The following is a 21,583-nucleotide window of genomic DNA, read 5'->3' as shown; positions in this document are numbered from 1 at the left end:
CCAAAACAAGATGTTGTGTTGCGGTCGAAAGTCGGACCCCAGTTGTAGTGTTGAGGGTGCTATAGCAGCTCTATAGCCAAGTCCTAGAAGACCAGGTGAAACGGGGTTCTTGTGAGCGATGGCGTGAAACTGATTGACCGTGTCTCGGCCATCAACTGGAACCGCGTGCAAGACGAGAAAGACGCCGAGGTCTGGGACCGGCTGACCGGAAACTTCTGGTTGCCGGAGAAGGTGCCGGTGTCCAACGATATCCCCTCTTGGGGGACGCTGAACGACCACGAAAAGCAGCTCACGATGCGCGTATTCACCGGGCTGACGTTGCTGGACACCATCCAGGGCACGGTCGGCGCCGTAAGCCTGATCCCCGATGCGCTGACCCCGCACGAGGAAGCGGTCTACACCAATATCGCGTTCATGGAGTCGGTCCACGCGCGCAGCTACTCCAACATCTTCTCGACGTTGTGCTCGACCTCCGAGATCGACGACGCGTTCCGCTGGTCGGAGGAGAACCCCAACCTGCAGCGCAAGGCCGAGATCGTCATGCAGTACTACAAGGGCGACGAGCCGCTGAAGCGCAAGGTGGCCTCCACACTGCTGGAGAGCTTCCTGTTCTATTCGGGCTTCTACCTGCCCATGTACTGGTCCAGCCGGGCCAAGCTGACCAACACCGCCGACATGATCCGGCTGATCATTCGCGACGAGGCCGTGCACGGCTACTACATCGGCTACAAGTACCAGCGCGGTCTTGCCAATACCGACGCGGCCACCCAGGCCGAACTCAAGGACTACACGTACGAGCTGCTCTTCGAGCTCTACGACAACGAGGTCGAGTACACCCAAGATCTCTACGACGAGGTCGGGCTGACCGAAGACGTCAAGAAGTTCCTGCGGTACAACGCGAATAAGGCGCTGATGAACCTCGGCTACGAAGCGCTGTTCCCGCGCGATGAAACCGACGTCAACCCGGCGATTCTGTCCGCGCTGTCACCGAACGCCGACGAGAACCACGACTTCTTCTCCGGGTCGGGCTCCAGCTACGTCATCGGCAAGGCCGTCAACACCGAAGACGAGGACTGGGACTTCTAAAGCCGCTGGCACAGCAACGCTCTACACGTGGCCGTGCCCACCCCGTGCCCACATTTTGCCCACACTTTCGCGTGATTGGCGGCATCCAACGCGGTAGCCACGGCCTCCAGATCGTCGCCGAATAGGTCGGCGTACACGTCCAAGGTCATTGCCGCGGAGGCGTGCCCGAGCATCTTCTGGACCGCCTTGACGTTGGCACCTGCTGACACCGCGAGGCTCGCAGCAGTATGTCTTAGGTCGTGCGGTGTGGCTCGTGGGACCTCCGACGCAGTGACCGCCTTGGCGAACCATCCGGACGTCGGATGCGGGCGGTGCATACGGCTCTCGCCGGTATCGGCGGCCACCGACACAGCTCTCAGTAGGTCAATTGCCAAGCCCCGCAGCCGGAAGTCATGAACACGATGCGGTGGTCGTCGTCAATGAGACCCGTGAATGTCGAGACATCGCCATCTGCCTGGATGTTCACCTGAGGCAACGTCCCGCTGTCGAGGATGATCCCCGGTCGGTACGGAGCTACGGAGCGGATAGACCACTGGCAGTCGGGGCCGCCTTCAGCGACGTACGGCCCCCAGTCTTTGCCGTCCATGCCGCCCATCTCGTATGTGCCGTTGTGTGGCATTTCGTCATGGCCTTCTTCCGCCGGTGCAGCCGCTGTTGACGGCGCTGTCGGCCCGCTCGAGGCTGACTTGTCGTCGGGACTGACTGCGATCGCTATGCACGCGCCGAAGAGAAGGAACCCACCCAAGATCACCACACCGCAGCCGACGCCGCGTTGTATTACCCCCATGCAGGCGGGGTGCCACGCAACGCAGGTCCGCTAAACATTGTTCGTCCATGCCCCCGCGGCACGTGCGGCCAACGCGCGCACTATTGCCTCTCGATGCACCAGCGTGCGGAAGAGCCAGCGGCTTGCTGCTCACGGGCCATGGTGACGGTATCGGCGGGCACCGACAATCCGGGAGTGCCGCCACGCTTTCCAGCAGGTCGGCCGTACCGTATTAGCCGTGAGCAAGACACATTCTGGAAATGCTCTCGGGTTAGGCCTCGTCGTCGTGGGTGCCGCCGCGCTAGCGATCTCCGTATTTCTGCCGCTAACCGAACGTACGGGCGTGTTCTCGATGGTGCAGAACAACTCCCTAATCCAGCACGGCGGTTGGATCCTTCTCCTCTTCGCTATCGGGATAGCGGCAAGCGGAGTCGGTGCGAGTCAAGGACGCTCGTATCAGTGGATATGGTGCTTAGCCGGTTGCATCATCGCCGGGGCAATCCTGATGTACACCGGCAGCGACGAAAACACACGAACCCTGTATCCAATCGGTCCAGACGGTGCCGCCGACATCACCCAACCCGGCATCGTCGCGCCCCTAGGAATCGCTATATATGTCGCCGGTGCGGGAGTGGTGGCAGCCGCTGCCGGTGCGCTCACACTCGCAGGGTTTGGGTCGGACCTAGGCGGCGACGATGAAGAGTTGGTGCGTCGTTGGGCCGAAGAGGACTCGCCCGCGAAAAAGAAATGTCCCGACTGCGCGGAGAGGGTGCTCTATGACGCCCGCGTCTGCAAACATTGCGGATACCGCTTCGGCGACGCCACCCCCAAACTAGAACCCAAGCCGCCACCGCCGGATCCACAAGCCGCCGAACGCGCAGTCCGCTGCCACAACTGCAGCCATGAGCAGCAAGAAGCCTTCAACGTCACTCTCACCTCCTGCGATAACTGTGGGGCGACGATGAAACTACCTCGTGGCAAACGAGAAGCGGCGCCAGCGACGACTGTGCAAAAGCGATTTGTGCGGTGCTCCATATGCGACGCGGAGCAAGAGATTCGCGCGACGGCGCAGCGTTTTACGTGTGGGAAATGCGGAGAAACAATGACTGCGCCACCGGCATGACTAGCGGAGGGCAGTACAAAGGTTCGTGAGCATCCAAGTTGCCTGAGGGGTCCTGACAATGGCTTTCTTCAAAGAGAAGACGGAAGAGGAGCGCGCGGCCGACGCGGCTCGCAAGGCAGCAGCGGCCGCCAAAAGGGCCGAGCAAGCTTTCTGGGCGTCGCCACAAGGCCTAGCCACCACCGCATTCAAGCGCGGTGACGAGTTTTTCCAGGTTGAAATTCCGCACTCCTCAGTCACTGGCTTCACGAACGCCGCATTCAACTCCGCTACTGCCGGAAAAATCCGGCGGCAACTTACGCGCACGGATCTGCTCGGACAGATCGAGGAGGCCGGGTGGCGACTGGAACATGCTGACTGGGTCTACATCCAGACTGGACAGAACAGTCGAGACAAGTTCCTCGCATCTGGCCAACATGTCGTTGTGACGGGTGAAGTCGTAGGCATTTACCTCTTCCGACGCAATGAATCAGGGTCCCAAGCGTCGAAACCGCCGCCGAAGAAGGCTCTAACGACGCCGAGCCCTGCGAAAGCCTTGTCGGCTCCGAAAGCGGCGTCGCAGCCAGCGGTGCCCGCTGATGCGAAAGGAGCGAGCACATTTGTCGTCGGCGAGAAACTGAGAGTGAGGGCAGCAGGCGACGAGTACGACGGAAAGGTGGGCACCTTCCATGAGTATGTCGACGACCAAGGCGACGGACTTACCATCGGCGTGTTTTTCGCCGGTGAAACCCATATATGTGCGTTCTCGCCGAACGAAGTCCTACGGGAACCGTAGTCAGCTGGGAGTGCCCACGGCGTGCCCATATTTTGCCCACAGTTACAGATAACTGCCGTGAACTACTGTGATGTGTCTTGTCAGGTCGCGGCCCTCCAAACCTCCTGACGAGGTAGCTGTTTAGAATCACGACTTCTTCTCCGGGTCGGGTTCGTCGTACGTCATCGGCAAGGCCGTCAACACCGAAGACGAGGACTGGGACTTCTAAAGCCTGCCCGCGACGTAGGCCGCGGCTTGATCCACCAGCCCGGAACCGATGTATGACGGCTGTAGGTGTGAATCCCAGTTGAAACCGCGCCCGCAGATGGGGTCGCCGTCCGCGCACTGGTCGATCGTGCGGTCGGCATAGGCCGGGGCCGGACCGAGCCGCTTGCCGCCATTGCCGAACATCACGACCGCTGCGACGTGCTGCCTTTCACTCGACGACAGTCGGTTCGCCCTCGTCATGAGGTCGGCCGCCGTCGCACCGAGCGAGTAGCCGCCGAGCACCATGCGGGTATTGGGACAGGTTTTCGCCATCGATTGAACGCGCATGCGGATATCGGTGGCGCCGGCCGCGGCGTCTGTGTCGGCGACGTAGTTGACCCCGTACACCCCGACCGACAACGGCGTCTTGGAGCGCAGCGCATTCACGAAAACGTCGCCGACCGCGCCGACGCCGGGTGGTTCCTGGCGGCCGCGAGCGAAGACCACCTCGACATCGGGGCACTGCGCGGATGCCACCGGGATCAGCGGCGACGTCGCTGAGGTAAATGCTGCTGGGGTAATGACAAGGAGCGCGGCGAGCAATGAGGCGGCCGCCAGGTGAAAAACGCATGGACTAATCGCAAGAGGCCTGGACTTCATGAATGTTTTTCGGGCCGCAGGCGCCGTACGTTACGTCGTCCTCGGAACGAAACTGCGGCCAGGATCGCAAGGGCGACAAATCGCGATCTGTCTGGGGCCCTGCGAAGCCGGGACAGTTTCGGCAGGTATCTAGCCTCTCAGCGACTCCGTATCGATCACGAACCGGTAGCGCACATCGCTGGCCAGCACCCGCTGGTACGCCTCGTTGATGTAATCCGGTGTGATGACCTCGATTTCGGGCCGCACGTCATGCTCGGCGCAGAAGTTCAGCATCTCCTGCGTCTCGGCGATACCGCCGATCAGCGATCCGGCCAGGCTGCGCCGACCGAAGACCAACGACGGAGCGGTCACACTCATGGGACGTTCGGGCATTCCGAGCTCGACCAACGTGCCGTCGAGCCTCAGCAACTTCAGATACGCGTCCAGATCGAGGTTCGCCGAGACAGTGTTCAAGATGAGGTCGAACGAGCCGCCAAGCGTCTCGAACGTCGCAGGATCGGAGGTGGCGTAGTACTCGTCGGCCCCGAGACGCAGACCGTCCTCCATTTTCTTCAGCGACTGGCTCAGCACCGTCACCTTCGCGCCCATCGCATGCGCGAGCTTGACACCCACATGGCCCAGGCCGCCCAGGCCGATCACGGCCACGCTCTTGCCGGGGCCCGCATTCCAGTGGCGCAGCGGCGAATACAGCGTGATACCCGCGCACAGCAGGGGCGCGGCAGCGTCCAGCGGCAAGCTGTCGGGGATGTGGAGCACGTAGTTCTCGTCGACGACGATCGCGCCGCTGTATCCACCCTGCGTCGGCTCACCGTCACGGCCGATCGCGTTGTAGGTGCCGATCATGCCGGGGTTGGTGCAGTACTGCTCCTGGCCGGCCTGGCACTGGGCGCACTCCCGGCAGCTGTCGACGAAGCAGCCGACGCCGACCCGATCGCCCACCTTGAACTTGGTCACTTCCGGACCGACCTCGGTCACGACCCCGGCGATCTCATGGCCGGGTACCACCGGATAGTTCGGCTCGCCCCACTCGGCCTTCACGGTGTGGATGTCGGAGTGACAGATGCCGGCGAAATGGATGTCGAATGCCACGTCGTGCGGCCCGACATCGCGGCGCGTGATGGTGGTCTCGGTCAGCGGCTCGGTGGCCGACGTGGCGGCGTATGCGGAAACAATGGTCATGAAAACGGCCTTCCACCTTGGGGTAATCACAAGAGAAATTCGCCGCGACAGTGCGGCCTACCCTCAGGCAAACGACCGAATCGACCTCGATCTTCCCGCCGAAACTGTGAGTTAGTTCCTAAAGTCCTGGCGCGCGGAAGGCCCCGTTGAACGCCAGTTGCTCATACCGAGCCACCTCGGCGGCCGTGTAGGGATCGTGGTCGATGATGGATTGCGCCTCCTCGGCGCTGAGGTCGCCCGTGATCAGGATTGCCCCGGACTCGTCCTCCAGGCGCCCCGCCAGCACTATGCGGCCTGCGGCGACCTCGCCCTTCAGCCACTCCAGATGGGCTGGCCTGGTCTCGTTGACGACGTCGGGCGGTTGCAGATAGGTGGACTTCAAGATGTGGAACATCTGCGCCACGCTAATTGATCGGGGCGTTGATCCACGGAAGGTCCGCGAGGATTCCGCGGGCGGCGACAATGCCCTCGCCGGTCTGCCACACCTCGTTGTTGACCGCGAAGATCCGGTTGTCGCGATTGGCCGACAGCTTGCGCCACGCATCGCTCTCCATCACGCGGGGTGCACGGTCTTTGGCGGCGGGGGAGTCGAACGAGAGGTAGACGATGTCGCCGTCGGCCGCCGAGAAGTCGGGCGAGTTGTCCAGATCGGTGTCGGTGATGCCGATCTCGATGAACGGTTTGTCTTTGAACCGTTGTGCCGCAGGACGATCGACGCCGACGGCTCCCAGCACACTGCCCGGGAAGTTGTCCGTGCCATACACCCGCGCCGTCGTCTCGGTGAACTGGACGACCGACGCCTGGAAATGTGTGGCGTCGTTCTCGGCGCCGGTCTTGTCGGCAGCTCGCTCGAAGCCGTCGATCATCCCGTTCACCGCGTCGAGGCGACCGGTCGCTTCGCCGACCGTCCGCATGTTGTCCTGCCACGCGCCGCCGGGCGGACCGCTGAACACCGTGGGGGCGATCGCCGACAGCTCACCGAAATCGTCGGGCGTCAGGGCCTGCGAGCCGAGGATCAGGTCGGGGTTTGCGGCCTTGATCGCATCGATATCGGGCGCGCTGCGGGTGCCCGCCCCGGGCACGTCGTGGATGACTTGGCCCAGATACGACGGTTGGCTGCTGGAGCCGTCGGGAAACGCGGCGGCCACGATGCGCGTCTGCAGACCCAGCGCGCACAACGTGTCGAGCTGGTCGCCGGAGAGCACCACGATGCGCTGCGGATCCGCCCGCACCTCGGTTTCCCCCGCCGCATGGCGGACCCGGCGGTCCGGTGGTCCGGGGTCGACGGGGGTGGGCTCGGGTGCGCAAGATTCGTCTGGCCTGCGCTGATTGCCAAGTACACCCGCGCTGGCGATCTTCGTGGTGCTCGTGACGACGGACTGCTGGCCGGGGGTGGGGGCGGCGTCTCCGCCCAGCGATCCGCAACCGCTGGCAATGGTGATCGTGAACGCGGCCGCGATCGCCGCCGACCCCAACGATCGAGCAGCCACGAGGCCGGCGCGGGGTCCGCTGATCAGCACGCCGCCGACGGTAACATCCGAGCAGCTCGTGGCAGGTCAGCCCGTGTCGTGAGTCATTTACGACAGTTTGTAGGACCACCACGACTTCCGGGTACACCGGGAGCTAGGATTCATCAGTGAAGACCGCCGGGATTTCCCGACTGGATGTTTGGAGGATCTGTTGGTAGCCGAAGCGCCCCCAATAGGAGAACTCGAGGCTCGTCGTCCGTTCCCGGCTCGGATGGGCCCCAAGGGCAACCTGGTCTACAAGCTGATCACCACCACCGATCACAAGCTGATCGGCATCATGTACTGCGTCGCCTGCTTCATCTTCTTCTTCATCGGCGGGCTGATGGCGCTGTTCATGCGCACCGAGCTGGCGATGCCCGGGCTGCAGTTCCTGTCCAACGAGCAGTACAACCAGTTGTTCACCATGCACGGCACGGTGATGCTGCTGTTCTACGCCACCCCGATCGTGTTCGGGTTCGCGAACCTGGTGCTGCCGCTGCAGATCGGCGCACCCGACGTGGCGTTCCCGCGCCTGAACGCTTTCTCGTTCTGGCTGTTCCTGTTCGGCGCGCTGATCGCGATCGCCGGCTTCATCACCCCCGGCGGCGCCGCCGATTTCGGCTGGACCGCCTACTCGCCGCTGACCGACGCGATCCACTCGCCAGGCGCGGGCGGGGACCTGTGGATCATGGGCCTGGCCGTCGGCGGTCTCGGAACCATCCTCGGTGGCGTCAACATGATCACCACCGTGGTGTGCATGCGCGCGCCGGGCATGACCATGTTCCGGATGCCGATCTTCACCTGGAACATCCTGGTGACGTCGATCCTCGTGCTGATCGCGTTCCCGATCCTGACCGCCGCGCTGTTCGGTCTCGCCGCCGACCGCCATCTCGGCGCCCACGTCTACGACCCGGCCAATGGCGGAGTGTTGTTGTGGCAGCACCTGTTCTGGTTCTTCGGGCATCCCGAGGTGTACATCATCGCGCTACCGTTCTTCGGCATCGTGACCGAGATCTTCCCGGTCTTCAGCCGCAAACCGGTGTTCGGTTACACCACCCTGATCTACGCGACGTTGTCGATCGCGGCGCTGTCCGTCGCGGTGTGGGCGCACCACATGTACGCCACAGGTGCCGTACTTCTTCCATTCTTTAGCTTCATGACGTTCCTCATCGCGGTGCCGACCGGTATCAAGTTCTTCAACTGGATAGGCACGATGTGGAAGGGCCAGTTGACATTTGAAACACCGATGCTGTTCTCGGTGGGCTTCCTCGTCACGTTCCTCCTGGGTGGTCTGTCGGGCGTGCTGCTGGCCAGCCCGCCGCTGGACTTCCACGTCACCGACTCCTACTTCGTCGTCGCGCACTTCCACTACGTGCTGTTCGGCACGATCGTGTTCGCGACCTACGCGGGCATCTACTTCTGGTTCCCGAAGATGACGGGCCGACTGCTCGACGAGCGGTTGGGCAAGCTGCACTTCTGGTTGACCTTCATCGGTTTCCACGTGACGTTCCTGGTCCAGCACTGGGTGGGTGACGAGGGCATGCCGCGCCGGTACGCCGACTACCTGCCCTCGGACGGCTTCACCACGCTGAACATCGTCTCCACGATCGGTTCGTTCATCCTCGGCATCTCGACGATTCCGTTCGTGTGGAACGTGTTCAAGAGCTGGCGCTACGGCGAGCCGGTCACGGTCGATGATCCGTGGGGTTACGGAAACTCGCTGGAGTGGGCCACGAGCTGCCCGCCGCCGCGCCACAACTTCACCGAGCTTCCCCGGATCCGTTCGGAGCGGCCCGCTTTCGAGCTGCACTATCCCCACATGGTGGATCGGATGCGCGCCGAGGCGCACGTGGGTCGCGCACACGGGCCGGACGACGGCGACGTGACGCGGCTGGACCACGAAAACGTTCGCACCTGACGGTATTGCAGGGCTATCGAGGGTGAGCATGCCGAAGGTCTCGGTGTTGATCACCATCACCGGACCCGATCAACCAGGCGTGACGTCGGCGCTTTTCGAGGTCCTGTCGCGGCACAAGGTCGAGCTTCTCAACGTCGAACAGGTCGTCATTCGCTCTCGACTGACGCTGGGCGTGCTGGTGGCGGGTCCTGACGAGGTCGCCGGTGGCGCCGCGCTGCACGACGAGGTGCGCTTAGCGGTCCAGGGCTTCGGGTTGGATGTCACGATCGAGCGCAGCGATGGCCTACCCGTGCTGCGTGAACCATCCACCCACACCATCGTCGTGCTCGGTCGTCCCATCAGTGCCGAGGCCTTCGGCGTCGTCGCCCGTGAAGTCGCGGCGTTGGGCGTCAACATCGACTTCATCCGCGGCGTCTCCGACTACCCGGTCACCGGTCTGGAGTTGCGGGTGTCGGTGCCAGCGGGCGGCGCGTACGAGCAGTTGCAGGCCGCGATGGCGCGGGTCGCGGTCAACGAAGGTGTCGACATCGCGCTCGAGGATTACAGCCTTTCGCGACGGGCCAAGCGGCTCATCGTCTTTGATGTCGACTCGACGTTGATCCAGGGTGAGGTCATCGAGATGCTGGCCCACCGGGTCGGCGCGCACGCGGCGGTCGCCGAAATCACCGAGGCGGCCATGCGAGGCGAGTTGGACTTCACCGAGTCGTTGAACCGTCGAGTCGCCACGTTGGCCGGCCTACCCGCCAACGTGCTGGAGGAGGTCGGCGAGCAGATCGAGCTGACGCCGGGTGCGCGGACGACGCTGCGGACGTTGCGGCGCTTGGGCTTTCACTGCGGAATCGTGTCCGGTGGTTTCCGTCAGGTCATCGAACCGCTGGCGCACGAGCTCGAGATGGATTTCGTCGCGGCCAACGAGCTCGAGATCGTCGACGGGAAGCTGACCGGTCGGGTCGTGGGGCAGATCATCGACCGGCCAGGAAAAGCCAAGGCGCTGCGCGACTTCGCCCACCAGGCCGGGGTGCCGATGGAGCAGACGGTGGCCGTCGGTGACGGGGCCAATGACATCGACATGCTCACCGCCGCCGGCCTGGGGGTGGCGTTCAACGCGAAACCGGCGCTGCGCGAAGTCGCCGACGCGTCGATCAGCCACCCATACCTGGACACCGTGCTGTTCATCCTGGGCATCACCCGCGGGGAGATCGAGGCCGCCGACGCACGCGACGGCCTCATCCGACGCGTCGACATCCCCGACTGACTCACGGGGCCCCACGCGCGGAGATCTAGACGACGACGGTCGTCGGCTCCGGTGTTGCCGACCCCGTGATGCTGTGCCACGCACGGGCCAGCAGTTCGATGGCTTCGGCGAGCTGCTCCTCGGGCAGCGCGTACGGGATGCGCACGAATCGTTCCAGCGTCCCGTCGACCCCGAAGCGCGGCCCCGCGGGCAGGTCGAGGCCCAGCCGCGAGGCGGCCGCCGAAAGCGCGGTGCTCATCGGCGCGGGCAGACGCACCCACAGCGACATACCGCCGACGCCTGTGCCGGGTTCCCAGTCGGGCAGGTGACGACTCAGCAGCGACTGCAACAGGGCGCGACGGGTCCGCAGGATCTCGCGGCGCTCAGGCAGGATCTCGTCGCGGGAGCCGAGAAGCCTTGCCGCGGCGAACTGTTCGAGCACCGGAGTACCCATGTCGATCGACGGCCGCAACGCAGCGATCGTCGCGATGGTGGCGCGCTCGGCGCGGATCCAGCCGACGCGCAATCCTCCCCAGAACGACTTCGACATCGAGCCGACGGTCATGACCAGGTCGCGTCGCGTCGTCATGAATGCCGCCATGGGAGTCGGCATCGGCTCGTCCAGCCACATGTCGAGGATCGTCTCGTCGATGACCGTGCGGGTGCGTGTCTCGGCGATGATGCGGGCCAAGCGTTTCCGGTCCTCCACGGGCATGGTGAGCCCAGTGGGGTTCTGGTTGTCCGGGATGAAGTACGCCAGATTCGGGGCGAGCTGGTGGACCGCCGCCTGCACGGCGTCGAGCTCCCAGCCGGACTCGGTCATCGCAACCGGGACCGGTCGCGCCCCTGCGGTCGTGATGGCGGACAGTGCGCCGTGATAGGTGGGCTGCTCGACCAGCACGCGGTCGCCCGGCTGCACGTACGTCGTCAGGATCAACGAGATCGCGTGCAGCGCCCCCGTCGTCACCAGCACCTCTTCGGGATCGGTGGGAAGGCCACGCTCGCAATATCTTTCAGCGATCGCCTGACGCAGCGCGCTCACTCCGACGAGTTCATGTCCCGGTTCGTGCAGGTACGGCGTGACGTCGCGGGTGGCGTCGACGAACGCCTCCATGACGGCGGCGGCGGGGGCGGACAGCGCGGCCGCGGCAAGACTCAGCGCGGTCGGCATGCCTTCGTTCCTGACCGAGGGCGCGACCGGCAGTGCCGTCGTGCTCCTGGCCCCTCGCCGAGCGTTGAGATAGCCGTCCTCGCGAAGTTGCGTGAAGGCGGCGGTGACCGTCGTGCGCGAGACCCGCAGCACATCGGCGAGCGTGCGCTCGCTGGGCAGTCGTGCGCCGACCGGTACCCGACCGTCGATGATCAGCAACCGGATAGCGTCGGCCAGTCCCTGGTAGGCAGGTCCACTTTGACTGGACGTACGCCAATTCCCCAATTCGCGGGCCAAGAGGTCCACATCGAGCGCTCTGGCGGCCATTTCTACGGTCATTTGCAAGCCAGTATGCGCTAACTGGCTATTGATGAGCAAGCCAGTCGACCGGATTATCGAAGTGTGAGAACGAATTGGATATCAAAACTGGGCCGCGAACTGGCGAGGATGTTCAGCTGGCAGGCGCCGGCCGGATGCGTTGACTTCCTGGACCGCGATGCCGAGCGCATGGCGCGCGAAGTGGAGCTCATCCGCATGCGCTTCCCGCATCACTCGTGACGGGCTTGCTGACGCGAGGGTCGCTTCGCGGTACGGCGCTGCTGGTCGGCCTCGCCGGTTACGGCTTCTCCATGGCGATGATGGTGCGCTCCGGGCTCGGACTCGACCCCTGGGATGTGTTCCACCAAGGGTTGGCCCTGCACACGGGCATGACGATCGGCATCGCGTCGGCGGTGGTCGGCGTTGTCGTGCTGCTGGCGTGGATACCGCTGCGGAACCGGCCCGGCATCGGCACCATCGCCAACGTCATCGTCATAGCGATCACGGTCGACCTCGGTCTGCTGCTGATGCAGGCGCCGACGTCGATGCCGGCGCGTATCGCGATGATGGTCGGCGCTGTCGTGCTCAACGCGTTCAGCACGGTGCTCTATGTCGGGGCCGGGCTCGGTCCGGGTCCCCGCGATGGCCTGATGACTGGACTGGTCGTGCGAACTGGTCTGTCCGTGCGATTGGTTCGCACGTCGATCGAGGCGTCCGTGCTCGCGATCGGATGGCTGCTCGGCGGCACGGTCGGTGTCGGCACCGTGCTCTACGCGTTCGGCATCGGTCCGCTTGTCCAATTCTTCGTGCGCATCACGCCGAAGCCGATTCTTGCCGTGAGCGGGTGGGCCAACGTCGCACAGGCGAGCGAATTGGGCGCGCATACAGTCCGCAGCGGTGCGTCAGCGCGCCGAATTCGCCACACTACGATGGGCAGGTGCCAGTCGTCGAAGGAGATACAGCCGACCCCGACCTGCTGATCGACTTCGCCAAGGTGTCTCTGCGCCGCGGCGGCCAGGTTCTGGTGGGGCCCATCACGTGGTCGGTCGAACTCGACGAACGCTGGGTGGTCATCGGCCCCAACGGCGCGGGCAAGACGTCACTCCTACGAATCGCCGCCGCGATGGAGCATCCGTCCTCGGGTACCGCGCTGGTCCTCGGTGAGCGCCTCGGCAGGACCGACATGGCGGAGTTGCGGTCCCGCGTCGGGTTGAGCAGTTCCGCGCTTTCGCAGCGGGTGCCCGACGATGAGGTGGTCCGAGACCTGGTCGTGTCGGCCGGTTACTCGGTGATGGGCCGGTGGCGGGAGCGCTACGACGACATCGACTACGAGCAGGCGATCGACATGCTGGAGAGCGTCGGCGCCGAGCATCTCGCCGAGCGCGCCTACGGCACGCTGTCCGAGGGGGAGCGCAAGCGCGTGCTGATCGCGCGGTCGATGATGACCGATCCCGAACTGCTTCTGCTCGACGAGCCCGCGGCGGGCCTCGATCTCGGCGGTCGCGAAGACCTGCTTGCGCGATTGGAGGACCTGGCTCTCGACCCGGACTCTCCGGCGCTGGTGCTCGTCACCCACCACGTCGAGGAGATCCCGCGCGGCTTCTCCCACGGTCTGATCCTGTCGGAGGGCAAGGTCGTCGACTCCGGCCTGCTTCCCGACGTCCTGACCGCCGAGAATCTGTCCACGGCGTTCGGCCAGTCGATCCTTCTCGAAAAGGCCGACGGACGCTACTTCGCGCGTCGGGCAAGAAGCCGCGCGGCGCACAGGAGGCGAGCATGACTTTTCGGAGGGTAGGAACGAAGTGACTGGGGATCAAACGCAAGATCCACTGGTCCCGAGACCTGCCGCGACGGTCATGCTGGTCCGCGACACCGCGGCCGGGATCAAGGTTTTTCTGATGCGGCGCCACTCGGCGATGGACTTCGTCGCCGGTGTGATGGTGTTCCCGGGCGGCGGCGTCGACGACCGCGACCGCAACGCCGACATCGCCTGGTACGGGCCCGAACCCGCCTGGTGGGCGGAACGATTCGCCGTCGCGCCCGATCTGGCTGAAGCGCTGGTGTGCGCCGCGGCGCGGGAGACCTTCGAAGAGTCCGGTGTGTTGTTCGCCGGGCCCGCCGACGATCCCGACGGCATCGTCAGTGACGCGTCGATCTACGGCGATGCCCGTACGGCGCTGGCGAATCACTCGCTGTCCTTCGCCGATTTCCTGCGTAGCGAGAAGCTGGTGCTGCGCGCGGATCTGCTTCGGCCGTGGGCGAATTGGGTGACGCCCAAGGAGGAGCGCACCCGCCGCTACGACACCTACTTCTTCGTGGGTGCGCTACCGGAAGGCCAGCGGGCCGACGGTGAGAACACCGAAACCGATAAGGCGTTCTGGAGCACGCCGCAGGCCGGTCTCGACGAGTTCGCCGAGGGCAAGTCGTTTCTGCTCCCGCCCACGTGGACCCAGCTCGATTCACTCAACGGGCGCACAGTCGCCGAAGTGCTTGCCGTGGAGCGCAAGATCGTGCCGGTCGAGCCGCATCTGGCGGCCGATACGGACACCGGCAACTGGGAGATCGAGTTCTTCAACAGCGACCGGTACAACGCCGCACGCAACCGTCGCGCGCCCGACGGCTACAGCCGGGACGCACCGTCGGCATGAGCGAGTTCGTATCCGTCCACACCAGCGAGCAGCACCCGGGTATCGCGACGCTGCTGCTGTCCCGTCCGCCGACCAACGCGCTCACCCGGCAGGTGTACCGCGAGCTCGAAGCGGCCGCGGCGGATATCGGCGGTCGCGAGGACGTCCGCGCCGTCATCATCTTCGGTGGCCACGAGATCTTCTCCGCCGGCGACGACGTACCCGAGCGGTCGCTGCTCAACGGCGCCGAATCCGCAGAGGCGGCCCGGGTGTGCCGGGGCGCGGTCGACGCGCTCGCCGCGATCCCCAGGCCGACGGTCGCTGCGATCACGGGGTACGCGCTGGGCGGCGGACTGAACCTGTCGCTGGCCGCGGACTGGCGGGTCGCCGGCGACAACGTCAGGTTCGGGGTGACCGAGATTCTCGCCGGACTGGCGCCCGCGGGTGGCACGTCGCGGCTGGTCAGCACGGTCGGCCTGTCCAAGGCCAAGGACATGGTGTTCAGCGGGCGGTTCATGGACGCCAAGGAGGCGCTGGCACTGGGCCTGATCGACGAGATGGTCGCGCCCGACGGCGTGTACGACGCGGCCCTGGCGTGGGCGCAGCGGTTCGTCGAACACCCAGCTCAGGTACTGGCTGCCGCCAAGGCCGCCTTCGACCTTTAGGCTGCCCTGTTATGACGAGTTCTGACGCCGCTCCGGTTCCCAACCCGCACGCCACCGCGGAGCAGGTCGAGGCGGCGCGCCACGACTCCAAGCTCGCCCAGGTGCTGTACCACGATTGGGAGGCCGAGTCGTACGACGACAAGTGGTCGATCTCCTACGACAAGCGCTGCGTTGATTATGCCCGCGATCTGTTCGACGCGACGGTGCCCGAGGACGAGCTGCGCAACTTGCCCTACGACCGTGCGCTCGAGCTCGGCTGCGGTAGCGGTTTTTTCCTCCTCAACCTGATCCAGGCGGGGGTGGCGCGCCGCGGCTCGGTCACCGACTTGTCGCCGGGCATGGTGAAGGTGGCCCTGCGCAACGGCGAGAACCTCGGCCTCGAAATCGACGGTCGGGTTGCCGACGCAGAAGGCATTCCGTACGACGATGACACCTTCGACCTTGTCGTCGGCCACGCGGTGTTGCATCACATCCCGGACGTCGAGTTGTCGCTGCGTGAGGTCGTGCGGGTGCTCAAGCCCGGCGGCCGGTTCATCTTCGCGGGCGAGCCGAGCAACGCCGGTGAGAACTACGCGCGGCCGTTGTCGACGTTGACGTGGCGCGCGGTGACGAACCTGACGAAACTGCCGGGGCTGTCGAGTTGGCGCCGCCCGCAGGAGGAGCTCGACGAGTCCTCACGAGCGGCCGCGTTGGAAGCGATCGTCGACTTGCACACTTTTTCTCCCGGCGACTTGGAGCGTATGGCACACAGCGCGGGGGCCGTCGAGGTATCGACTGCCACAACGGAATTCACCGCTGCGATGCTCGGCTGGCCGTTGCGCACGCTCGAGGCCGCAGTGCCGCCCGGCCGGCTGGGTTGGGGCTACGCGAAATTCGCCTTCAACAGCTGGATCGCGTTGAGTTGGGTTGACAACAACCTGTGGCGGCAGGTCGTCCCCAAGGGCTGGTTCTACAACGTGATGGTCACCGGGGTCAAGCCGTCGTAGATTTTCGGCTCGACGACGTCGAGTACCTGTGCAGCGCCGTCGGCAAGCAGGCGCTGCGCGAAGTCGCTGACCTGCGGCTCACCGATGCCACATTGGTCGCCGATATCGCCACGGCGCGTAAACGTTTCGGTGAGTGGTCCGCTGTTCTGGTGGAAACGACGCTGTTGCGGCGCAGGGCCGCGGCGAAGTTCGACGATCCCGGAGACTGGCTGTTCACCGACGAGGCGCTGCAGCAGGCGACGGCGCAGCGCGTCGCCGCTCACCGCGCCCGACGCTTGTCGGGCGCGGTGGTGCACGACGCGACGTGTTCCATCGGCACCGAACTTGCCGCGCTGCGAAACTGCGCAACCGCTCTCGTCGGCAGCGATCTCGACCCGGTCCGGTTGGCGATGGCACGGAACAACGTGGTCGGCGTGGATGTGTGCCGGGCCGACGCGCTGCGGCCGATCACCACGTCGGCCGTCGTCCTGCTCGACCCGGCACGCCGCAGCGGCGGACGGCGCCGGTTCGATCCGCGGGACTACACCCCGGGACTCGATGTGCTGCTCGACGTGTACCGCGGCCGGGATTTCGCCGTAAAGTGCGCGCCGGGAATCGATTTCGACGGGATCAAGCAGCTGGGTTTCTCCGGCGAAATCGAGGTGACGTCGGTCGGCGGCGGTGTGCGCGAAGCGTGCCTGTGGTCGACGGGACTGGCGGCGCCCGGCGTGACCCGCCGAGCCAGCATGCTCGACACGGGGGAGGAGATCACCGACGCCGACCCCGACGACTGCACAATCGCGCCGGCCGGTCGATGGATTGTCGATCCCGACGGCGCGGTGGTCCGCGCGGGCCTGGTGCGCCACTACGGCGCCAGACATGGGTTGTGGCAACTCGACGCTGATATCGCCTACCTGTCCGGTGATCGGTTGCCGACCGGGGTCCGTGGTTTCGAGGTGCTCGAGGAACTCGGCTACAGCGAACGCCGCCTGCGTCAGGCGCTTTCGGGCCGCGACGTGGGCGCAGTCGAAATCCTGGTCCGCGGTGTCGATGTCGATCCCGACGCGCTGCGACGGCGGCTCAGACTGCGCGGCGCGCAGGCGGTCTCGGTGGTGATCACCCGCCTCGGTGCTGGGGCCGCAAGTAGGGCAACGGCATTCATCTGCCGTCCTTCTCGCTGAATTTCTGTCGTTCGGCCGTCCGCGCAAAGTCCACGTACCCTGACAGTGATGCACCGGCGGTCGAGCCGGAGCCGGCTGCGAGGACGTCCAACGATGCGCATTCTCAAGGTGGCGGCCGCCGTCATGGCGGCGTGTGCCGTGACCGGCACCATCGGCACTCCGACAGCGATGGCTCAGTCGGCATGCGCCGAGTTGGGCGGTACCGTGGGCCCGGACCAAACCTGTGCGGTGCACGCCGAAAACGACACGTACCTCCTCGACTTCACCTTCCCGGCGCAGTACCCGGATCAGCAAGCGGTGGCCGACTACCTGACGCAGGCGCGCGTCGGCTTCGTCAACGTCTCGGAGATGCCCGGCTCACGCGGCCTGCCATATGTGCTCGACGCCAAGGGCACCGGCTACCGTTCGGGGTTGCCCCTGGTCGGCACCGAGAGTCTGGTGTTCGAGGTGTACCAGAACGTCGGCGGCGCGCGTCCGCAGACCTACTACGAGTCGTTCAACTGGAACCTCGCCACCAAGGCGCCCATCACGTTCGACTCGCTGTTCAAACCGGGCACCAAACCGCTCGACGTGATCTACCCCGCGGTGAACGACGACCTGTTCAGAACGCAGGGGGTGCTGAACGCGATACCGCAGAGCGTGGGACTCGATCCGGCCAATTACCAGACCTTCGCGCTGACCGATGACAAGGTGCTGTTCTTCTTCAGCCAGGGCCAGATGCTCGCGGAATCGGCGGGACCGGTCCAGGCATCGGTGCCGCGCGCGGCTCTCGCGCCGATGCTGGCGCTCTAAGCCGGCGCGAATCCGTATACGCGGCCTTCGCTTGTCGCGGTGACGACGCGGCGGTCATGTCCGATGGAGACACCGACGGGCCAGCCGCCCGCGTTGGGCAGTGGATAGCGGTTGAGGGTGCGGCCGTCGGCCGGGTCGAACACGAGCAACGCCTGACCGGTTTCCCCGTCGCGTGCGACTGCGTAAGCCGTGTGTGCGCCGGACTGACTCGATGTCGTCAGCGGTGCGACGTCGTCGCGGGTCCACTCCACCTCGCCCCGGTCACCGGAATCCTTGATGCCCATCAGCTTCGCGCCGGGTCCACCGCCGGCCACGATCAGCCCGTCAGGTGACACCGACGGGGGCGTCTGCGCCAGATAGTCCAGTGGGACCGACCATTTCGGCTCACCATTGTCGGTGTTGATCGCCCACAGGTGTTCGTCGCGTCCGTTGACGTACACGGTCGATCCGTCCGCGGACAGCACCGGGCTGGCGAGCGGACCGCCGCCGACGGCGTCGCTGGTCCACTCGCGCGTGATCATCGGGTTCTGTCCTGGGCGGTAGCGCAACCCGACAAGAACGGGAGCGTCGGTGTCCGGCTCCCACAGGCTGAGCACGACGCTTCCGGTCTGCTCCGCGAAGGCCGGTGCGGCCGCCACCGGGCAGCGCGAACTGGCAGTTCGGCAGTCGGCGAGTCCGCGCTCGGGATCCTTGGGGTCGACGCCGGCGACGAGATCCAGGGGAGATCCGTCGACCACGCCCTTCTGGGCGTCGAACACGAGCACCTGGCCCAGGTGCGTGACCACCAGCAGGTGGCCCGGAGCCAAGATCCGCGGCGTGGTCGGCATCCCGATGACGGGTTGACGCCATCGGATCCACTGCGTCGGCGGGAACGAGAGCATTGCACCGGGCTGACCGACGTAGAGGTTGTCGAAGCCATCAAACAGGGGACCGGACAGCGGGCCTTCGGTACCCGGCCCCTGCGCCAAGCGGGTGCACCAGCGCTGCCGGGCACGATTGTCGGTCTCCCACACCATCAGCGAGCAGCCCGCCGGCGTTTGCGCGTTCACGGCCAGGTAGCTGCCGGATCCCAGCGCGACCGAGACGGCGAGTTCGCCCTTGACCGAGCGCGTCCACTCCAGCCGCAACCCGTCGGCGCCCGCGGTCGATTCGTAGCTGCTGTTGCGGGCGTCGCCGTACTGGGCGGGCCAGCCCGACGCGGGATGGGACTCGACCCAACTGTCGGTGTTCCCGCACCCCGCCAATGCGGCCGTGATCAGCACTGTTGACGCCAGCACGATCGATCGCCGGAACACTGCACCCTTTCGGTTTCGTTCAAGAAGGCCTTGGAAGTCCCAGTGAGGGTAACCGTTCGGCGCCCAACGGCTCGCGTAGGCTTTCCGGCCATGACGACGATGTGGGGCGCGCCGCTACACAAGCGGTGGCGGGGTTCGCGGCTGCGCGACCCGCGCCAGGCCAAGTTCCTCACCATGGCCTCGCTGAAATGGGTCATCGCCAATCGGGCCTACACGCCGTGGTACCTCGTGCGTTACTGGCGGCTGCTGAAGTTCAAGCTCGCCAATCCGCACATCATCACCCGTGGCATGGTCTTCCTCGGCAAGGGCGTGGAGATCCAGGCGACGCCGGAGTTGTCGACGATGGAGATCGGTCGCTGGGTTCACATCGGCGACAAGAACACGATCCGCTGCCACGAAGGCTCGCTGCGTTTCGGCGACAAGGTCGTCCTGGGCAGAGACAACGTGATCAACACCTATCTCGACATCGAACTCGGTGACTCCGTGCTGATGGCGGACTGGGTGTATGTCTGCGACTTCGACCATCGGATGGACAGCATCGAGCTACCGATCAAGGACCAGGGCATCGTCAAAGGGCCGGTACGGATCGGACCCGACACCTGGGTCGCGACCAAGGTGACGATTCTGCGCAACACGATGATCGGACGTGGTTGCGTGCTGGGGTCACACGCCGTGGTCAAAGGCGAGATTCCGGACTTCTCGATCGCCGTCGGCGCGCCGGCGAAGATCGTCAAGAACCGCAAACTGTCTTGGGAGACGTCGGCAGCCCAGCGCGCCGAGCTCGCCGCCGCTCTGGCCGACATCGAACGCAAGAAAGCCGCGCGCTAACGAACTCGCAGTCGCCCTTGCGGCGCGTCGATCTGTCGACGGGCCCTGCCCTGATCGAAGACGACGGTGTGCTCGTACGAGCGCGTGGTGTGCCTTACGCCAGCGCGAGCCGGTACTTCTCGCCGGTGTCGGCCGCTCGCTGGGACGAGCCCCGCGAGCTGACCGCGCGCGGGCCCGTGTGTCCGCAACTGCCATCACGGCTGGTGTTCGTGACAGGACCGGTCACCGAGGGGCTGCAACACAGCGAGGACTGCCAGGTGCTCAGTGTCACCGCCCCCAGCGATGCCGACGGGCTGCCGGTGATGGTTTGGTTCCACGGCGGCGCCTATGTCTCCGGAAGCGGTGAGTCCCCGAACTACGACCCCGACGACCTCGTCGGCGAGGGCCGCGTCGTGGTAGTCACCGTCAGCTACCGGCTCGGTATCTTCGGCTACTGCACCCCTCTTGGCGTGGGCGAAGACAACCTCGGTCTGCGCGATCAGCTACTGGCGTTGCGGTGGGTGCACGACAACATCGCCGCATTCGGCGGTGACCCGGCGCGCGTCACGTTGTTCGGGCAGTCCGCAGGCGGCGACTCGGTGTACTCGCTGATGCTGTCGGAGGCCGCCGACGGCCTGTACTCGCGCGCGATCATCCAGAGCGCGCCGCTGGGTATGCGTGAGGGCCGAGACGAAATGACGGCGTCGATGCGGGCGGCCGCCGCGGAATCGCTGGGCGAGACCGACCCTTTCGCGGCCGGCGTGGACGAACTGCATCGCGCGCAGGTTGCGGCCGTGGTGGCGGCGCAGCGGTTCGGCCTCGTCAGCGGAATGGCTTTTGGGCCGTTGCTGGGTGTCGATCCGCTTCCGGCGCCAGGTGAAGTATCCGCCCGGATCGCGCGGGTCGCGCGAACAGTCGACCTGCTCGTCGGCTGCACCAGGCTCGACGCCGCCCCGTTCGTCGAAATCAATCCACGAGCGTCGCGGTTGCGCGCATTGGGACCGTTGGCGAAGCCCGCCGCACGCGTGGCCTCGGCAATGATGACCCGTCAAATCTTCGACGGGCCTGCACGCCGGCTCGCCGATCGGTGGCGAAGCGAGGGGGGTCGCGCATCGGTGTACCGGCTCGACTGGTCGCCTCGAGACGCGCCGTTGGGTGCCTGCCACTGCATGGATCTGCCGTTGCTGCTGGGTACGGTGTCCGCGTGGGCGGGCGCGCCGATGCTGGGCCCCCACCCAAGTCCGGTGGATCACGAACTGGCCGTGCGGATGCGCGGGCTGTGGAGTCGCTTCGCCTACCGCGGTGTCGACGGCCTGGGCGCCGAGCGGCTGCGGCTAGGCGCCTGACGGGT

General features: G+C 65.5%; 22 protein-coding genes and 2 pseudogenes. 16 read left to right on the top strand and 8 right to left on the bottom strand.

Annotated features, from left to right (window positions below):
* Positions 1-123: 123 nt before the first annotated feature.
* Entirely contained in the window at positions 124-1,086 is a 963-nt protein-coding gene (gene nrdF / locus M1248_RS04150) for a class 1b ribonucleoside-diphosphate reductase subunit beta (protein ID WP_083126169.1), read from the top strand.
* A 21-nt stretch (positions 1,087-1,107) separates the two neighbouring features.
* Here the strand turns inward: nrdF and M1248_RS04145 are convergent.
* Positions 1,108-1,400: pseudogene (locus M1248_RS04145) on the bottom strand (tyrosine-type recombinase/integrase); the annotation flags it as partial.
* Between the two features lie 41 nt (positions 1,401-1,441).
* Entirely contained in the window at positions 1,442-1,705 is a 264-nt protein-coding gene (locus M1248_RS04140) for a hypothetical protein (protein WP_317147612.1), read from the bottom strand.
* A gap of 385 nt (positions 1,706-2,090) precedes the next feature.
* Here M1248_RS04140 and M1248_RS04135 point away from each other — a divergent pair, with 385 nt between their 5' ends.
* From M1248_RS04135 to M1248_RS33320, 3 genes and pseudogenes are all read left to right on the top strand, one after another.
* The gene (locus tag M1248_RS04135) at positions 2,091-2,975 is read left to right on the top strand and encodes a zinc ribbon domain-containing protein (RefSeq protein ID WP_317147611.1); all 885 of its coding nucleotides are present in this window, start codon (positions 2,091-2,093) and stop codon (positions 2,973-2,975) included.
* A 58-nt stretch (positions 2,976-3,033) separates the two neighbouring features.
* On the top strand, positions 3,034-3,747 hold the full coding sequence (locus M1248_RS04130) for a hypothetical protein (protein WP_317147610.1): 714 nt from the start codon (positions 3,034-3,036) through the stop codon (positions 3,745-3,747).
* A 124-nt stretch (positions 3,748-3,871) separates the two neighbouring features.
* A pseudogene (locus M1248_RS33320) lies at positions 3,872-3,955 on the top strand (hypothetical protein); the annotation flags it as partial.
* Here the strand turns inward: M1248_RS33320 and M1248_RS04125 are convergent.
* The 4 genes from M1248_RS04125 to M1248_RS04110 form a co-directional block, all read right to left on the bottom strand.
* Positions 3,952-4,593, bottom strand: coding sequence for a cutinase family protein (locus tag M1248_RS04125; protein WP_317147609.1), 642 nt, complete (start codon positions 4,591-4,593; stop codon positions 3,952-3,954). The pseudogene M1248_RS33320 and the gene M1248_RS04125 sit on opposite strands and share 4 nt — an antisense overlap.
* A gap of 129 nt (positions 4,594-4,722) precedes the next feature.
* Positions 4,723-5,772 carry an NAD(P)-dependent alcohol dehydrogenase gene (locus tag M1248_RS04120; protein WP_317147608.1) on the bottom strand — a complete coding sequence of 350 codons (1,050 nt, stop codon included), beginning with the start codon at positions 5,770-5,772 and terminating at the stop codon, positions 4,723-4,725.
* 118 nt (positions 5,773-5,890) lie between these two features.
* Positions 5,891-6,166 (bottom strand): YciI family protein, encoded by a 276-nt coding sequence (locus M1248_RS04115; protein ID WP_317147607.1) that lies wholly within the window; start codon positions 6,164-6,166, stop codon positions 5,891-5,893.
* 10 nt (positions 6,167-6,176) lie between these two features.
* Positions 6,177-7,292 (bottom strand): iron-siderophore ABC transporter substrate-binding protein, encoded by a 1,116-nt coding sequence (locus tag M1248_RS04110; protein WP_317147606.1) that lies wholly within the window; start codon positions 7,290-7,292, stop codon positions 6,177-6,179.
* Between the two features lie 160 nt (positions 7,293-7,452).
* On the opposite strand from M1248_RS04110, the gene ctaD reads away from it, so the two are divergent.
* Positions 7,453-9,198, top strand: a complete 1,746-nt coding sequence (ctaD, locus tag M1248_RS04105; protein WP_163736864.1) for a cytochrome c oxidase subunit I — start codon at positions 7,453-7,455, stop codon at positions 9,196-9,198.
* A 28-nt stretch (positions 9,199-9,226) separates the two neighbouring features.
* Positions 9,227-10,453 (top strand): phosphoserine phosphatase SerB, encoded by a 1,227-nt coding sequence (gene serB, locus M1248_RS04100; RefSeq protein WP_317147683.1) that lies wholly within the window; start codon positions 9,227-9,229, stop codon positions 10,451-10,453.
* 25 nt (positions 10,454-10,478) lie between these two features.
* On the opposite strand, the gene M1248_RS04095 is transcribed toward serB, so the two are convergent.
* Positions 10,479-11,921, bottom strand: a complete 1,443-nt coding sequence (locus M1248_RS04095; protein WP_163725643.1) for a PLP-dependent aminotransferase family protein — start codon at positions 11,919-11,921, stop codon at positions 10,479-10,481.
* Between the two features lie 63 nt (positions 11,922-11,984).
* Here M1248_RS04095 and M1248_RS04090 point away from each other — a divergent pair, with 63 nt between their 5' ends.
* From M1248_RS04090 to M1248_RS04055, 8 genes are all read left to right on the top strand, one after another.
* Entirely contained in the window at positions 11,985-12,140 is a 156-nt protein-coding gene (locus M1248_RS04090; RefSeq protein ID WP_232076063.1) for a hypothetical protein, read from the top strand.
* Positions 12,141-12,148: 8 nt separating this feature from the next.
* Positions 12,149-12,880 (top strand): YczE/YyaS/YitT family protein, encoded by a 732-nt coding sequence (locus M1248_RS04085; protein WP_410506616.1) that lies wholly within the window; start codon positions 12,149-12,151, stop codon positions 12,878-12,880.
* Positions 12,838-13,680: an ABC transporter ATP-binding protein gene (locus M1248_RS04080; protein ID WP_163725650.1), complete on the top strand. Its 843-nt coding sequence runs from the start codon at positions 12,838-12,840 to the stop codon at positions 13,678-13,680. The genes M1248_RS04085 and M1248_RS04080 overlap by 43 nt, the downstream gene beginning before the upstream one ends.
* Positions 13,681-13,756: 76 nt before the next feature.
* Positions 13,757-14,548: an NUDIX hydrolase gene (locus M1248_RS04075; protein ID WP_317147682.1), complete on the top strand. Its 792-nt coding sequence runs from the start codon at positions 13,757-13,759 to the stop codon at positions 14,546-14,548.
* Positions 14,545-15,192, top strand: a complete 648-nt coding sequence (locus tag M1248_RS04070) for an enoyl-CoA hydratase (protein ID WP_163725656.1) — start codon at positions 14,545-14,547, stop codon at positions 15,190-15,192. The genes M1248_RS04075 and M1248_RS04070 overlap by 4 nt, the downstream gene beginning before the upstream one ends.
* Positions 15,193-15,203: 11 nt before the next feature.
* Positions 15,204-16,178 (top strand): class I SAM-dependent methyltransferase, encoded by a 975-nt coding sequence (locus M1248_RS04065; RefSeq protein ID WP_163725659.1) that lies wholly within the window; start codon positions 15,204-15,206, stop codon positions 16,176-16,178.
* Positions 16,136-17,338, top strand: a complete 1,203-nt coding sequence (locus tag M1248_RS04060) for a THUMP-like domain-containing protein (protein WP_410506615.1) — start codon at positions 16,136-16,138, stop codon at positions 17,336-17,338. The genes M1248_RS04065 and M1248_RS04060 overlap by 43 nt, the downstream gene beginning before the upstream one ends.
* A gap of 93 nt (positions 17,339-17,431) precedes the next feature.
* Positions 17,432-18,130: an esterase gene (locus tag M1248_RS04055; protein WP_163725665.1), complete on the top strand. Its 699-nt coding sequence runs from the start codon at positions 17,432-17,434 to the stop codon at positions 18,128-18,130.
* On the opposite strand, the gene M1248_RS04050 is transcribed toward M1248_RS04055, so the two are convergent.
* Positions 18,127-19,425 carry a PQQ-binding-like beta-propeller repeat protein gene (locus tag M1248_RS04050; RefSeq protein WP_317147604.1) on the bottom strand — a complete coding sequence of 433 codons (1,299 nt, stop codon included), beginning with the start codon at positions 19,423-19,425 and terminating at the stop codon, positions 18,127-18,129. The genes M1248_RS04055 and M1248_RS04050 overlap by 4 nt on opposite strands.
* Before the next feature lie 90 nt (positions 19,426-19,515).
* Here M1248_RS04050 and M1248_RS04045 point away from each other — a divergent pair, with 90 nt between their 5' ends.
* Entirely contained in the window at positions 19,516-20,253 is a 738-nt protein-coding gene (locus M1248_RS04045) for an acyltransferase (protein WP_163725668.1), read from the top strand.
* 17 nt (positions 20,254-20,270) lie between these two features.
* Positions 20,271-21,578 (top strand): carboxylesterase family protein, encoded by a 1,308-nt coding sequence (locus tag M1248_RS04040; protein WP_317147603.1) that lies wholly within the window; start codon positions 20,271-20,273, stop codon positions 21,576-21,578.
* Positions 21,579-21,583 lie beyond the last annotated feature (5 nt).

Source organism: Mycobacterium sp. 29Ha (assembly GCF_032883055.1).
Classification (GTDB): domain Bacteria; phylum Actinomycetota; class Actinomycetes; order Mycobacteriales; family Mycobacteriaceae; genus Mycobacterium; species Mycobacterium gallinarum.
This window is presented reverse-complemented; position numbering and strand designations above follow the sequence as displayed.